Origin of the sequence: Escherichia sp. WS33 (assembly GCF_046486385.1) — a bacterium.
In the GTDB taxonomy this organism is placed as follows: domain Bacteria; phylum Pseudomonadota; class Gammaproteobacteria; order Enterobacterales; family Enterobacteriaceae; genus ECMA0423.
This window is the reverse complement of sequence record NZ_JBJQLJ010000005.1, coordinates 39,198-53,315: the sequence shown is the minus strand read 5'-3', so window position 1 is coordinate 53,315 and position 14,118 is coordinate 39,198. Positions and strand designations below refer to the sequence as shown.

The following is a 14,118-nucleotide window of genomic DNA, read 5'->3' as shown; positions in this document are numbered from 1 at the left end:
ACTCGCCGTAATTATTACGGCTAAATAAACATCAGTATCGCTTAATAATATTTGTTCTTTTGTGCGGCTTAGCGTTTGGAAATTATTGACGCTATTTATGAATTCTATTTTTCTTACACGATTCAGCTAATTAGTTTTTATTTTCTCACTACCCAGTTGTCACCTTAATGATAATTATTTGTTAAATAATTGTTTTATTTTGTATTGGTTATACCAATTGCCCGTCCAAACTCCTTCTGCACTCCCCTTTCGTTATAACGCCCTTTTGCAACAGCTTCTTAAAATCAACTTGATATGTTTTGCAACATATGTGACCTGACAGCCAAATCCAAGTAACAGGAATTTAATCATGTTTACAGTAATGTAACCTTCCCGTAAAATGCCCACACACTTTAAACGCCACCAGATCCCGTGGAATTGAGGTCGTTAAATGAGACTCAGGAAATACAATAAAAGTTTGGGATGGTTGTCATTATTTGCAGGCACTGTATTGCTCAGTGGCTGTAATTCTGCGCTGTTAGATCCCAAAGGACAGATTGGTCTGGAGCAACGTTCACTGATACTGACGGCATTTGGCCTGATGTTGATTGTCGTTATTCCCGCAATCTTGATGGCTGTTGGTTTCGCCTGGAAGTACCGTGCGAGCAATAAAGATGCTAAGTACAGCCCGAACTGGTCACACTCCAATAAAGTGGAAGCTGTGGTCTGGACGGTGCCTATCTTAATCATCATCTTCCTTGCGGTACTGACCTGGAAAACCACTCACGCTCTTGAGCCTAGCAAGCCGCTGGCACACGACGAGAAGCCCATTACCATCGAAGTGGTTTCCATGGACTGGAAATGGTTCTTCATCTACCCGGAACAGGGCATTGCTACCGTGAATGAAATCGCTTTCCCGGCGAACACTCCGGTGTACTTCAAAGTGACCTCCAACTCCGTGATGAACTCCTTCTTCATTCCGCGTCTGGGTAGCCAGATTTATGCCATGGCCGGTATGCAGACTCGCCTGCATCTGATCGCCAACGAACCCGGTACTTATGACGGTATCTCCGCCAGCTACAGCGGGCCGGGCTTCTCAGGCATGAAGTTCAAAGCTATTGCAACACCGGATCGCGCCGAATTCGACCAATGGGTCGCAAAAGCGAAACAGTCGCCGAACACCATGTCTGACATGGCTGCGTTCGAAAAACTGGCCGCGCCTAGCGAATACAACCAGGTGGAATATTTCTCCAACGTGAAACCAGACTTGTTTGCCGATGTGATTAACAAGTTTATGGCTCACGGTAAGAGCATGGACATGACCCAGCCAGAAGGTGAGCACAGTGCACACGAAGGTATGGAAGGCATGGACATGAGCCACGCGGAATCCGCCCATTAAAGGGGTTGAGGAAGAATAAAGATGTTCGGAAAATTATCACTTGATGCAGTCCCGTTCCATGAACCTATCGTCATGGTTACGATCGCTGGCATTATTTTGGGAGGTCTGGCGCTCGTTGGCCTGATCACTTACTTCGGTAAGTGGACCTACCTGTGGAAAGAGTGGCTGACCTCCGTCGACCATAAACGCCTCGGTATCATGTATATCATCGTGGCGATTGTGATGTTGCTGCGTGGTTTTGCTGACGCCATTATGATGCGTAGCCAGCAGGCTCTTGCCTCGGCGGGTGAAGCGGGCTTCCTGCCACCTCACCACTACGATCAGATCTTCACCGCGCACGGCGTGATTATGATCTTCTTCGTGGCGATGCCTTTCGTTATCGGTCTGATGAACCTGGTGGTTCCGCTGCAGATCGGCGCGCGTGACGTTGCGTTCCCGTTCCTCAACAACTTAAGCTTCTGGTTTACTGTTGTTGGTGTGATTCTGGTTAACGTTTCTCTCGGCGTGGGCGAATTTGCGCAGACCGGCTGGCTGGCCTATCCACCGCTATCGGGAATAGAGTACAGTCCGGGAGTCGGTGTTGATTACTGGATATGGAGTCTCCAGCTATCCGGTATAGGTACGACGCTTACCGGTATCAACTTCTTCGTTACCATTCTGAAGATGCGCGCACCGGGCATGACCATGTTCAAGATGCCAGTATTTACCTGGGCATCACTGTGCGCGAACGTACTGATTATTGCTTCCTTCCCAATTCTGACGGTTACCGTCGCGTTGTTGACCCTGGATCGCTATCTGGGCACCCATTTCTTTACCAACGATATGGGTGGCAACATGATGATGTACATCAACCTGATTTGGGCCTGGGGCCACCCGGAAGTTTACATCCTGATCCTGCCTGTTTTCGGTGTGTTCTCCGAAATTGCGGCAACCTTCTCGCGTAAACGTCTGTTTGGTTATACCTCGCTGGTATGGGCAACCGTCTGTATCACCGTGCTGTCGTTCATCGTTTGGCTGCACCACTTCTTTACGATGGGTGCGGGCGCGAACGTAAACGCCTTCTTTGGTATCACCACAATGATTATCGCCATCCCGACCGGGGTGAAGATCTTCAACTGGCTGTTCACCATGTATCAGGGCCGCATCGTGTTCCATTCTGCGATGCTGTGGACCATCGGTTTTATCGTCACTTTCTCGGTGGGCGGGATGACTGGCGTGCTGCTGGCAGTACCGGGCGCGGACTTCGTTCTGCATAACAGCCTGTTCCTGATTGCGCACTTCCATAACGTGATCATCGGCGGCGTGGTCTTCGGCTGCTTCGCAGGGATGACCTACTGGTGGCCTAAAGCCTTCGGTTTCAAACTGAATGAAACCTGGGGTAAACGCGCGTTCTGGTTCTGGATCATCGGCTTCTTCGTTGCCTTTATGCCGCTGTATGCGCTGGGCTTCATGGGCATGACCCGTCGTTTGAGCCAGCAGATTGACCCGCAGTTCCACACCATGCTGATGATTGCAGCTAGCGGTGCAGTACTGATTGCGCTGGGTATTCTCTGCCTCGTTATTCAGATGTACGTTTCTATTCGCGACCGCGACCAGAACCGTGACCTGACTGGCGACCCGTGGGGTGGCCGTACGCTGGAGTGGGCAACCTCTTCCCCGCCTCCGTTCTATAACTTTGCCGTTGTGCCGCACGTTCACGAGCGTGATGCATTCTGGGAAATGAAAGAGAAAGGCGAAGCGTATAAAAAGCCTGACCACTATGAAGAAATTCATATGCCGAAAAACAGCGGTGCAGGTATCGTCATTGCAGCTTTCTCCACCATCTTCGGTTTCGCCATGATCTGGCATATCTGGTGGCTGGCGATTGTTGGCTTCGCAGGCATGATCATCACCTGGATCGTGAAAAGCTTCGACGAGGACGTGGATTACTACGTGCCGGTGGCAGAAATCGAAAAACTGGAAAACCAGCATTTCGATGAGATTACTAAGGCAGGGCTGAAAAATGGCAACTGATACTTTGACGCACGCGACTGCCCACGCGCACGAACACGGGCACCACGATGCAGGCGGAACCAAAATCTTCGGATTTTGGATCTACCTGATGAGCGACTGCATTCTGTTCTCAATCTTGTTTGCTACCTATGCCGTTCTGGTGAACGGCACCGCAGGCGGTCCGACAGGTAAGGACATTTTCGAACTGCCGTTCGTTCTGGTTGAAACTTTCTTGCTGTTGTTCAGCTCCATCACCTACGGCATGGCGGCTATCGCCATGTACAAAAACAACAAAAGCCAGGTTATCTCCTGGCTGGCGTTGACCTGGTTGTTTGGTGCCGGATTTATCGGGATGGAAATCTACGAATTCCATCACCTGATTGTTAACGGCATGGGTCCGGATCGCAGCGGCTTCCTGTCAGCGTTCTTTGCGCTGGTCGGCACGCACGGTCTGCACGTCACTTCCGGTCTTATCTGGATGGCGGTGCTGATGGTACAAATCGCTCGTCGCGGCCTGACCAGCACTAACCGTACCCGCATCATGTGCCTGAGCCTGTTCTGGCACTTCCTGGATGTGGTTTGGATCTGTGTGTTCACTGTTGTTTATCTGATGGGGGCGATGTAATGAGTCATTCTACCGATCACAGCGGCGCGTCCCATGGCAGCGTAAAAACCTACATGACAGGCTTTATCCTGTCGATCATTCTGACGGTGATTCCGTTCTGGATGGTGATGACAGGGGCTGCCTCTCCGGCCGTAATTCTGGGAACAATCCTGGCAATGGCAGTGGTACAGGTTCTGGTGCATCTGGTGTGCTTCCTGCACATGAATACCAAATCAGATGAAGGCTGGAACATGACGGCGTTTGTCTTCACCGTGCTAATCATCGCTATCCTGGTTGTAGGCTCCATCTGGATTATGTGGAACCTCAACTACAACATGATGATGCACTAAGAGCGGCGGTTATGATGTTTAAGCAATACCTGCAAGTAACGAAACCAGGCATCATCTTTGGCAACCTGATCTCGGTGATTGGGGGATTCCTGCTGGCCTCAAAGGGCAGCATTGATTATCCCCTGTTTATCTACACGCTGGTTGGGGTGTCACTGGTTGTGGCGTCGGGTTGTGTGTTTAACAACTACATCGACAGGGATATCGACAGAAAGATGGAAAGGACGAAGAATCGGGTGCTGGTTAAAGGCCTGATCTCTCCTGCTGTCTCGCTGGTGTACGCCACCTTGCTGGGTATTGCTGGCTTTATGCTGCTGTGGTTTGGCGCGAATCCGCTGGCCTGCTGGCTGGGGGTGATGGGCTTTGTGGTTTATGTCGGCGTCTATAGCCTGTACATGAAACGCCACTCAGTCTACGGCACATTGATTGGTTCGCTCTCCGGCGCTGCGCCGCCGGTGATTGGCTACTGTGCAGTAACCGGCGAGTTCGATAGCGGCGCAGCGATCCTGCTGGCTATCTTCAGCCTGTGGCAGATGCCTCACTCCTATGCCATCGCCATTTTCCGCTTTAAGGATTACCAGGCGGCAAACATTCCGGTATTGCCAGTGGTAAAAGGCATTTCGGTGGCGAAGAATCACATCACGCTGTATATCATCGCCTTTGCCGTTGCCACGCTGATGCTCTCTCTTGGCGGTTACGCTGGATATAAATATCTGGTGGTCGCCGCGGCGGTTAGCGTCTGGTGGTTAGGTATGGCTCTGCGCGGTTATAAAGTTGCTGATGACAGAATCTGGGCGCGCAAGCTGTTCGGCTTCTCTATCATCGCCATCACTGCCCTCTCGGTGATGATGTCCGTTGATTTTATGGTACCGGACTCGCATACGCTGCTGGCTGCTGTGTGGTAACAAAACCTCTCTATTAAAAAGGTGCTACGGCACCTTTTTTATTGTCTGAGATCAGAGATACGGCTAATAACCGTATGTCTTGACAGAGTGAGCAGATGAACATAAATTAATCATACGGTTGATAGCCGTATTATGTATGAGATCGACTCCCTACGATTTCATTCAGTTAATCAAAGAGGTCATAATGCCTGGAAAAACAGCCACTCTACCCGATGTCGATAAAACGCTGAAAAATGCGCGGGTCGAACTCAAAACCAGTCCCGACGCCAAAAACAAACTTCGTGAAGCTGCGCAAGCCGTTGGGGTAGATTTAAGCGCTTTTATTTTGAGCGCTGCTATGGAACGCGCCGAAAGTGTGCTTGATAACCAACGTCGCCGTGAGCTTTCGAATCAAAGCTGGGAACTGATGAACCAACTCATCGCTGAACCTGCTCAACCGACGCTCGCCCTCAAGGCGTTAATGAAAAGGAAAAACAGCGATGGTCGACAAGCATGAAGAGATTACTCTGCCCATAGTCCTCTCCTGTAATTATCAGTCTGATATTACTTATCCTGGGCAAAAACAGTTTGATTGCGGTAACCCTGTTATCGATAAATTTGTACGCGCATCGCTAAAGAAAAGTGTGCGTAATAGCGACTGTGCGGCTAAAGCACTTATTGACAGACAAAGTGGTGAACTGATCGGCATCTGTACTTTTACGGCATATTCGCTGGAAAAACAACGCGTTTCTGGCGTCCTTCAGGGTTCACAACCTTCAGAAATTGGTGTTGTCAGATTAGTCATGTTGGGGGTAGCACGGAAGTATCAAAAGCGGGGCTTTGGTCAGGACCTACTATGTGATTTTTTTGAACATGTAAAAATAATTCACCAGGCATTACCAATTAAAGGGGTTTATCTTGATGCTGACCCTGCCGCCATTAATTTTTATGCTCGTCTCGGCTTTGTTCAGCTTTCAGCGACACCAAATGCTTTTGGTGCTGTACCTATGTTTTTGGCGATTCAGCATATTCTCGCGGCTTAGATTATTATCGCCACCCGCCAGGGCAAGTTTTGCCTCAGCCGGGGGCTGAGCAGCGTTACCACTTTTGTTCAATTGCCCCCGCTTTCAGCAACTCCACATCCTTGCCGTTAATGGTTGCCGTTGCGGCAACGATTGTGGTCCTTACAGTTGCACAAGATTTTCGCTCAAATTCCGGTTTATAAAGAATAAGAGACGAATTACTGGTAAATGAACCAAATAGGTAATCAGTAAAGCTAATATTCAGCCGGTTTAAACCGAAAGGCGCGAAGCCAACCGTTTGGTTAATCTCCTTACCGGATGGGCGACGAATGCTGAATGTCACGCGAAGATTGGCCACTTCGCCTAATTTATTGGTGGTGGCGAAGAGGCTATCCATGCAGGAAAAACCTTTATCTAAAAAATTATCTCGCATCCCAGAACGGGTAACCGTAATCACGGGTAACGTATCGTCAACCGTTTTTCTGTCAATCATGTCTTTTCGACAAGTAGCCAGAAAGTCTTCTGGGCCACCATAAATGTGGACACCTTTATCAAGATATTCCTTCGCTTTCTTACAATCTACCTCAACATACTGACCATTGGCGTACATAATGCCCAACCTGGACCATGCTAAATTCACACCGTGCTGCGCGGCCTGATTAAATAGTGCATACGCTTTGGCATAATCCACCCGCACCTGCTCACCGTCGTAGTAGATACCCCCCAGCGCTAACGGAGCTTCTCTGTCACCTTGTTTAGCCGCTAACTCGAACCATTTAATCGCTTCCTGAACATCAGGTTTGGTATCATAACGAGGCTGATAATATTCCCAGCCTAACAGGCTCTGCGCGTCGATATCTCCCGATTCAGCCATTTTATGCAGTGTATTTATAACATCGGGAGCAGGTTTACCACCGTATATGCTGTCATACAATTCATGCGCTTTCTCGCTGGCCACCACGCTTGGTGAAACTATCAGCATTACAGAAAATAATATTCTTTTAGTTAACATGTATACCTTTATGTCCTCACTGTCATATATTTCCATAATAATTAACCACCAAATATCCATTTAATGAATAAATACAGTGCCATAAAGGTCCAAGTAATAAGCACACATTTAGCCTGAAACATTATCATCCATGTCACCAAATCGTTTATTTAGTGAGATAAAACTAGCATATTCGTAAGATAAAAAATGCACATGGCAATCAAGAAATGATATTATTACTTTTTTGATGTAAAACTATTTAGTTTTAAAATTCATTTTTTCAACATATAGAGCATTCATTTTATGAATGCAAAAAAACATACCTGACACACAAATTACTCTCCTCTGTAATATTTTCTCATTAACACTCTGTTTACCCAACATGCGCTCCGCACTACACTATGTGGGCATTTTTTTAAGGGGTGGTAATGAACGATTATAAAATGACGCCAGGTGAGAGGCGCGCGACCTGGGGTTTAGGGACCGTATTCTCGTTGCGCATGCTGGGCATGTTTATGGTTCTGCCGGTTCTGACCACGTACGGCATGGCTCTGCAAGGTGCCAGCGAAGCATTAATCGGTATTGCCATTGGTATTTATGGTCTGACTCAGGCCGTTTTTCAGATTCCGTTTGGCCTGCTTTCCGACCGCATTGGTCGCAAACCATTAATTGTCGGTGGGCTGGCGGTGTTTGCCGCCGGTAGCGTTATCGCTGCGCTTTCCGACTCCATCTGGGGAATTATTCTGGGCCGGGCGCTACAAGGCTCTGGAGCAATTGCCGCCGCCGTTATGGCGCTGCTTTCCGATCTCACGCGCGAACAAAACCGCACCAAAGCGATGGCGTTTATCGGCGTGAGCTTTGGCATTACCTTTGCCATTGCGATGGTGCTTGGCCCGATCATCACTCACAAACTTGGGCTGCACGCGCTGTTCTGGATGATCGCTATTCTGGCAACAACCGGCATTGCGTTGACCATTTGGGTTGTGCCCAACAGTAGCACTCACGTACTTAATCGTGAGTCCGGAATGGTGAAAGGCAGTTTCAGTAAAGTGCTGGCGGAACCGCGGCTGCTAAAACTCAACTTTGGCATTATGTGTCTGCACATGCTTCTGATGTCTACGTTTGTTGCCCTGCCCGGACAGCTAGCTGATGCGGGGTTCCCGGCGGCTGAACACTGGAAGGTCTATCTGGCGACGATGTTAATCGCCTTTGGCTCGGTCGTGCCTTTCATTATCTACGCTGAAGTTAAGCGCAAAATGAAGCAAGTCTTTGTCTTCTGCGTCGGGTTGATCGTGGTTGCGGAAATTGTGTTGTGGAACGCACAAACGCAGTTCTGGCAACTGGTGGTCGGCGTGCAGCTTTTCTTTGTGGCGTTTAATTTGATGGAAGCCCTTCTGCCCTCACTTATCAGTAAAGAGTCGCCAGCAGGTTACAAAGGTACGGCGATGGGTGTCTACTCCACCAGCCAGTTTCTTGGCGTGGCGATTGGCGGTTCGCTGGGCGGCTGGATTGACGGCATGTTTGACGGTCAGGGGGTATTTCTCGCTGGCGCAATGCTGGCCGCAGTGTGGCTGGCAGTCGCCAGTACCATGAAAGAACCGCCGTATGTCAGCAGTTTGCGCATTGAAATCCCGGCGGACATTGCCGCAAACGAAGCGTTAAAAGTGCGTTTGCTGGAAACTGAAGGCGTCAAAGAAGTGTTGATTGCAGAAGAAGAGCATTCAGCTTATGTGAAAATCGACAGCAAAGTGACAAATCGCTTTGAGGTTGAACAGGCAATTCGTCAGGCATAAAAAACGCGGCGAATTGCCTGCTGCGCTACGCTTACCAGGCCTACAAAGTTCTTGAGTTACAAACCGTTGTAGGCCGAATCAGGCGTTCATGCCGCATCTGACATGAACAAAACGCACATTGTCGCGATTAATCGCGGAAGTTTTTGAACTGGAACGGCTGGCCGAGATCGCCACCACGTACCATCGCCATGACAGCCTGCAAATCATCACGAGATTTGCCAGTCACACGGATCTCATCGCCCTGAATTTGCGCCTGCACTTTCAGTTTGCTGTCTTTAATCATCTTGACGATTTTCTTCTGGGTCGCGCTCTCAATGCCCTGTTTCAGTTTCGCTTCCACAAACCAGGTTTTACCGCTATGAACGATATTTTCCGGTACATCCAGTGAACTGCCTTCAATGCCGCGCTTCAGCAGCTTGGCACGCAGAATATCCAGCAACTGATTGACCTGGAAGTCGGACTCGCTCAACACTTTGATGGTTTTGCTGGCGTCGTTCAGCTCAAATGAGGCTTCAACGTTACGGAAGTCAAAACGGGACTCCACTTCGCGACTCGCGTTATCGACCGCGTTACGTGCTTCCTGAAGATCAACTTCAGAGACAATATCGAAAGATGGCATCTTTTCCTCTCCCTTCATTTTTGATGCGAAGCATAATACCTGCAAAGTTAAATAACCAACAGTCCTGCACCAGGACGTATCCCTTAATTGTGCATAGTCGCAACAGCATGCACAATTAAGGGATAGCCTTATTGAACACCCGGAGTGGTTGCGGGTGAGGAGGAACAATGAAAATTACCGTATTGGGATGCGGTGCCTTAGGGCAATTATGGCTTACAGCACTTTGTAAACAGGGTCATGAAGTTCAGGGCTGGCTGCGCGTACCGCAACCTTATTGTAGTGTGAATCTGGTTGAGACAGATGGTGCGATATTTAACGAATCGCTGACCGCCAACGATCCCGATTTTCTCGCCACCAGCGATCTGCTCCTGGTGACGCTGAAAGCATGGCAGGTTTCCGATGCCGTCAAAAGCCTCGCATCCACACTGCCTGTAGCTACGCCAATACTGTTAATTCACAACGGCATGGGCACCATCGAAGAATTGCAAAACATTCAGCAGCCATTACTGATGGGCACCACCACCCATGCCGCCCGCCGCGACGGCAATGTCATTATTCATGTGGCAAACGGAATCACGCATATCGGTCCGGCACGGCAACAGGATGGCGATTACAGTTATCTGGCGGATATTTTGCAAACCGTGTTGCCTGACGTTGCCTGGCATAACAATATTCGCGCCGAGCTGTGGCGCAAGCTGGCCGTCAACTGTGTGATTAATCCACTGACCGCCATCTGGAATTGCCCGAATGGTGAATTACGTCATCATCCGCAAGAAATTATGCAGATATGCGAAGAAGTCGCGGCAGTGATCGAGCGCGAAGGGCATCATACTTCAGCAGAAGATTTGCGTGATTACGTGATGCAGGTGATTGATGCCACAGCGGAAAATATCTCGTCGATGTTGCAGGATATCCGCGCGCTGCGCCACACCGAAATCGACTATATCAATGGTTTTCTCTTACGCCGCGCCCGCGCGCATGGGATTGCCGTACCGGAAAACACCCGCCTGTTTGAAATGGTAAAAAGAAAGGAGAGTGAATATGAGCGCATCGGCACTGGTTTGCCTCGCCCCTGGTAGTGAAGAGACTGAAGCCGTCACCACTATCGATCTGCTGGTTCGCGGCGGTATCAAAGTCACCACTGCCAGCGTCGCCAGCGATGGCAACCTGGCCATTACCTGCTCGCGCGGCGTGAAGCTGCTGGCGGATGCGCCGCTGGTCGAGGTGGCTGATGGCGAATATGACGTGATCGTACTGCCTGGTGGCATTAAAGGCGCAGAGTGTTTTCGCGATAGTACCCTGCTGGTTGAAACCGTTAAACAGTTCCACCGTTCCGGGCGTATCGTCGCGGCTATTTGCGCCGCGCCAGCCACCGTGCTGGTGCCGCACGATATCTTCCCGATTGGTAATATGACCGGCTTCCCGACGCTGAAAGACAAAATTCCCGCTGAACAATGGCAGGACAAGCGCGTCGTCTGGGATGCACGGGTAAAATTGCTGACCAGCCAGGGGCCGGGGACAGCTATCGACTTTGGTCTGAAAATTATCGACCTGCTGGTTGGGCGCGAGAAAGCCCATGAAGTGGCATCACAACTGGTGATGGCGGCAGGGATTTATAATTATTACGAGTAGTGTCGGATGCGGTAAGCGTCGCATCTGACCAGATGCGACGTTACAACCACAAATTACGGGCGATATACCTTCACATTGTTAAAGCCCTGCTCGCGCAGATAGAGCGCCTGCAGACGGCTCATCACCCCGCGCTCACACCACAGTAGCCAGGTTCTGTTCTGGTCGAGATCGCCAAACTTGGTGCTCAGTTTATAGAACGGCAGAGAAACTACATCAATCCCTTCGACTTTCAGTGGCTTATCTTCCTGTTCATCGATAGAACGGATATCGAGGATCACGTCGTTCGGGCCGAAGCCATTGACGGTTTCCACTTCCACCACTTCCTGCTCGGTCTGCTGGGCGATTTCGCGGATATCAACGTTATTCGCTTCTTCAACCACTTTATCGAGAATGCTGAAGTCGAATTTCTCTTCTTCCGCTTCAATCTTCGACTTAACCGCTTTCACCGTCGGGCTTTTGGAGATAACACCGCAATATTCCGGCATCGTGCGAGCAAAGTCTTCGGTGCCAATCTGGCGAGCCAGGTTGATGATGTGCTCTTTGTCGTAAGAAATCAGCGGACGCAGGATCAGCGTATCGGAGACGTTATCAATCAGGCGCAGGTTGGTCAGCGTCTGACTGGACACCTGGCCGAGCGCTTCGCCGGTGACCAGCGCCTGTACGCCGTAACGTTCAGCCACTTTAGACGCGGCACGCACCATCATACGTTTGAGGATAACGCCCATCTGACCGTCGTCGATTTTCTCGAGAATTTCCCCGACGACCGGTTCGAAATTAATAGCGACAAAACGCACGCGGTGGGAGCTGCCAAAACGGTTCCACAGATAATGCGCCACCTGACGCACGCCAATTTCATGCGCCGCGCCGCCAAGGTTAAAGAAACAGTAATGCACGCGGCAGCCGCGACGCATCAACATATAACTGGAAACACCGGAGTCGAAACCACCGGAAATGAGCGACAGCACATCTTCCTGGGTGCCGATCGGGAAACCGCCAATACCTTCGTAGCGGCCTTTAATCAGCAGGAGACGATCGTCTTCCACTTCCAGATGGACAGTCACTTCCGGATTGGTCAGCTTCACGCGCGCGGACTCAATATGCTGATTTAAACCGCCGCCGACGTAACGTTCCACATCAATCGAGCTAAAATCATGTTTGCCACGGCGCTTCACGCGTACGCAGAAGGTTTTGCCTTCCAGCTGATCGCGATACTGAACCAACGCTTTCTCAAAAATATCGTGCATGTCGGTAAACGGCACGTCTTCGACTTCGAGAATATGGTGGATACCCGGAATACGGGTCAGGGCGTCGCGAATAGCCAGACGCTGGTTTTCATCTTTTGCGCGAACTTCGATGTTATCCCAGTGGCGGACGACAGCGAGCGTCTCATCATAGTGCTTTAAAACGTTACGAATGTTCCCGGTAAGGATTTTTATAAAGCGCAAGCGCACAGATTGGCTTTTGATGGTGATTTCCGGGAACAATTTAATGATAAACTTCATGGCGGCAATGGTTCGTTGGCAAGCCTTAAGCGACTTGTATAGGGAAAAATACAGCAGCCCACACCTGCGGCTGCATCCAGGCGCGGAAGTATACCACTAACATCGCTTTGCTGCGCACATCACCTTACCATTGCGCGTTATTTGCTATTTGCCCTGAGTCCGTTACCATGACGGGGCGAAAAATATTGAGAGTCAGACATTCATTATGCCGAAGAAAAATGAGGCTCCCGCCAGCTTTGAAAAGGCGCTGAGCGAGCTGGAACAGATTGTAACCCGTCTGGAAAGTGGCGACCTGCCGCTGGAAGAGGCGCTGAACGAGTTCGAACGCGGCGTGCAGCTGGCACGTCAGGGGCAGGCCAAATTACAACAAGCCGAACAGCGCGTACAAATTCTGCTGTCTGACAATGAAGACGCCTCTCTAACCCCTTTTACACCGGACAATGAGTAATGGACTTTCCGCAGCAACTCGAAGCCTGCGTTAAGCAGGCCAACCAGGCGCTGAGCCGTTTTATCGCCCCACTGCCCTTTCAGAACACTCCCGTGGTCGAAACCATGCAGTATGGCGCATTATTAGGTGGTAAGCGTCTGCGACCCTTCCTGGTTTATGCCACCGGTCATATGTTTGGCGTTAGCACAAACACGCTGGACGCACCCGCTGCCGCCGTAGAGTGTATCCACGCTTACTCATTAATTCATGATGATTTACCGGCGATGGATGATGACGATCTGCGTCGCGGTTTGCCGACCTGCCATGTGAAGTTTGGCGAAGCAAACGCGATTCTCGCTGGCGACGCTTTACAAACGCTGGCGTTCTCGATTCTAAGCGATGCCAATATGCCGGAAGTGTCGGATCGCGACAGAATTTCGATGATTTCTGAACTGGCGAGCGCCAGCGGTATTGCCGGAATGTGCGGTGGTCAGGCATTAGATTTAGACGCGGAAGGCAAACACGTACCTCTGGACGCGCTTGAGCGTATTCATCGTCATAAAACCGGCGCATTGATTCGCGCCGCCGTTCGCCTTGGTGCATTAAGCGCCGGAGATAAAGGGCGTCGTGCTCTGCCAGTACTCGACAAGTACGCAGAGAGCATCGGCCTTGCCTTCCAGGTTCAGGATGACATCCTGGATGTGGTAGGAGATACTGCAACGTTGGGAAAACGCCAGGGTGCCGACCAGCAACTTGGTAAAAGTACCTACCCTGCACTTCTGGGTCTTGAGCAAGCCCGGAAGAAAGCCCGGGATCTGATCGACGATGCCCGCCAGTCGCTGAAACAACTGGCTGAACAATCACTCGATACCTCGGCACTGGAAGCGCTAGCGGACTACATCATCCAGCGTAATAAATAAACAATAA

Annotated in this window: 15 protein-coding genes; 12 read left to right on the top strand and 3 right to left on the bottom strand. The window is 50.2% G+C overall.

Annotated elements, in window-relative coordinates; all coding sequences use genetic code 11:
• Positions 1 to 430: 430 nt before the first annotated feature.
• From cyoA to ACJHXA_RS05885, 7 genes are all read left to right on the top strand, one after another.
• Positions 431 to 1,378 (top strand): cytochrome o ubiquinol oxidase subunit II, encoded by a 948-nt coding sequence (gene cyoA / locus ACJHXA_RS05915; protein ID WP_001239441.1) that lies wholly within the window; start codon positions 431 to 433, stop codon positions 1,376 to 1,378.
• A gap of 21 nt (positions 1,379 to 1,399) precedes the next feature.
• Positions 1,400 to 3,391 (top strand): cytochrome o ubiquinol oxidase subunit I, encoded by a 1,992-nt coding sequence (gene cyoB, locus ACJHXA_RS05910; RefSeq protein WP_000467180.1) that lies wholly within the window; start codon positions 1,400 to 1,402, stop codon positions 3,389 to 3,391.
• Positions 3,381 to 3,995 (top strand): cytochrome o ubiquinol oxidase subunit III, encoded by a 615-nt coding sequence (locus ACJHXA_RS05905; protein ID WP_000179819.1) that lies wholly within the window; start codon positions 3,381 to 3,383, stop codon positions 3,993 to 3,995. The genes cyoB and ACJHXA_RS05905 overlap by 11 nt, the downstream gene beginning before the upstream one ends.
• Positions 3,995 to 4,324, top strand: coding sequence for a cytochrome o ubiquinol oxidase subunit IV (locus ACJHXA_RS05900; RefSeq protein ID WP_000019869.1), 330 nt, complete (start codon positions 3,995 to 3,997; stop codon positions 4,322 to 4,324). The genes ACJHXA_RS05905 and ACJHXA_RS05900 overlap by 1 nt, the downstream gene beginning before the upstream one ends.
• An 11-nt stretch (positions 4,325 to 4,335) precedes the next feature.
• Positions 4,336 to 5,226, top strand: a complete 891-nt coding sequence (gene cyoE / locus ACJHXA_RS05895; RefSeq protein ID WP_000971336.1) for a heme o synthase — start codon at positions 4,336 to 4,338, stop codon at positions 5,224 to 5,226.
• Between the two features lie 184 nt (positions 5,227 to 5,410).
• Positions 5,411 to 5,722, top strand: a complete 312-nt coding sequence (locus tag ACJHXA_RS05890; protein ID WP_001297137.1) for a DUF1778 domain-containing protein — start codon at positions 5,411 to 5,413, stop codon at positions 5,720 to 5,722.
• Positions 5,706 to 6,248, top strand: coding sequence for a GNAT family N-acetyltransferase (locus ACJHXA_RS05885; protein ID WP_000227784.1), 543 nt, complete (start codon positions 5,706 to 5,708; stop codon positions 6,246 to 6,248). Before ACJHXA_RS05890 ends, ACJHXA_RS05885 begins: the two co-directional genes overlap by 17 nt.
• A 55-nt stretch (positions 6,249 to 6,303) precedes the next feature.
• Here ACJHXA_RS05885 and ACJHXA_RS05880 read toward each other — a convergent pair whose 3' ends face one another.
• The gene (locus ACJHXA_RS05880) at positions 6,304 to 7,239 is read right to left on the bottom strand and encodes a tetratricopeptide repeat protein (RefSeq protein WP_001297127.1); all 936 of its coding nucleotides are present in this window, start codon (positions 7,237 to 7,239) and stop codon (positions 6,304 to 6,306) included.
• A gap of 407 nt (positions 7,240 to 7,646) precedes the next feature.
• Between ACJHXA_RS05880 and ACJHXA_RS05875 the strand changes: the two genes are divergently transcribed.
• Complete coding sequence (locus tag ACJHXA_RS05875) at positions 7,647 to 9,011, top strand: MFS transporter (RefSeq protein ID WP_001000978.1); 1,365 nt, start codon at positions 7,647 to 7,649, stop codon at positions 9,009 to 9,011.
• A gap of 127 nt (positions 9,012 to 9,138) precedes the next feature.
• Here the strand turns inward: ACJHXA_RS05875 and yajQ are convergent, their stop codons facing one another.
• On the bottom strand, positions 9,139 to 9,630 hold the full coding sequence (gene yajQ / locus ACJHXA_RS05870; RefSeq protein ID WP_001138904.1) for a nucleotide binding protein YajQ: 492 nt from the start codon (positions 9,628 to 9,630) through the stop codon (positions 9,139 to 9,141).
• Between the two features lie 167 nt (positions 9,631 to 9,797).
• Here yajQ and panE point away from each other — a divergent pair, with 167 nt between their 5' ends.
• Both panE and yajL read left to right on the top strand, forming a co-directional pair.
• Entirely contained in the window at positions 9,798 to 10,709 is a 912-nt protein-coding gene (panE, locus tag ACJHXA_RS05865; protein WP_000705847.1) for a 2-dehydropantoate 2-reductase, read from the top strand.
• Complete coding sequence (gene yajL, locus ACJHXA_RS05860) at positions 10,672 to 11,262, top strand: protein deglycase YajL (protein ID WP_001276309.1); 591 nt, start codon at positions 10,672 to 10,674, stop codon at positions 11,260 to 11,262. The genes panE and yajL overlap by 38 nt, the downstream gene beginning before the upstream one ends.
• Positions 11,263 to 11,315: 53 nt before the next feature.
• Here the strand turns inward: yajL and thiI are convergent, their stop codons facing one another.
• Entirely contained in the window at positions 11,316 to 12,764 is a 1,449-nt protein-coding gene (gene thiI, locus ACJHXA_RS05855; RefSeq protein ID WP_000668685.1) for a tRNA uracil 4-sulfurtransferase ThiI, read from the bottom strand.
• Positions 12,765 to 12,969: 205 nt separating this feature from the next.
• Here thiI and xseB point away from each other — a divergent pair, with 205 nt between their 5' ends.
• Positions 12,970 to 13,212, top strand: coding sequence for an exodeoxyribonuclease VII small subunit (gene xseB, locus ACJHXA_RS05850; protein WP_001124935.1), 243 nt, complete (start codon positions 12,970 to 12,972; stop codon positions 13,210 to 13,212).
• Entirely contained in the window at positions 13,212 to 14,111 is a 900-nt protein-coding gene (gene ispA / locus ACJHXA_RS05845) for a (2E,6E)-farnesyl diphosphate synthase (protein ID WP_000347235.1), read from the top strand. The genes xseB and ispA overlap by 1 nt, the downstream gene beginning before the upstream one ends.
• Positions 14,112 to 14,118: the final 7 nt, after the last annotated feature.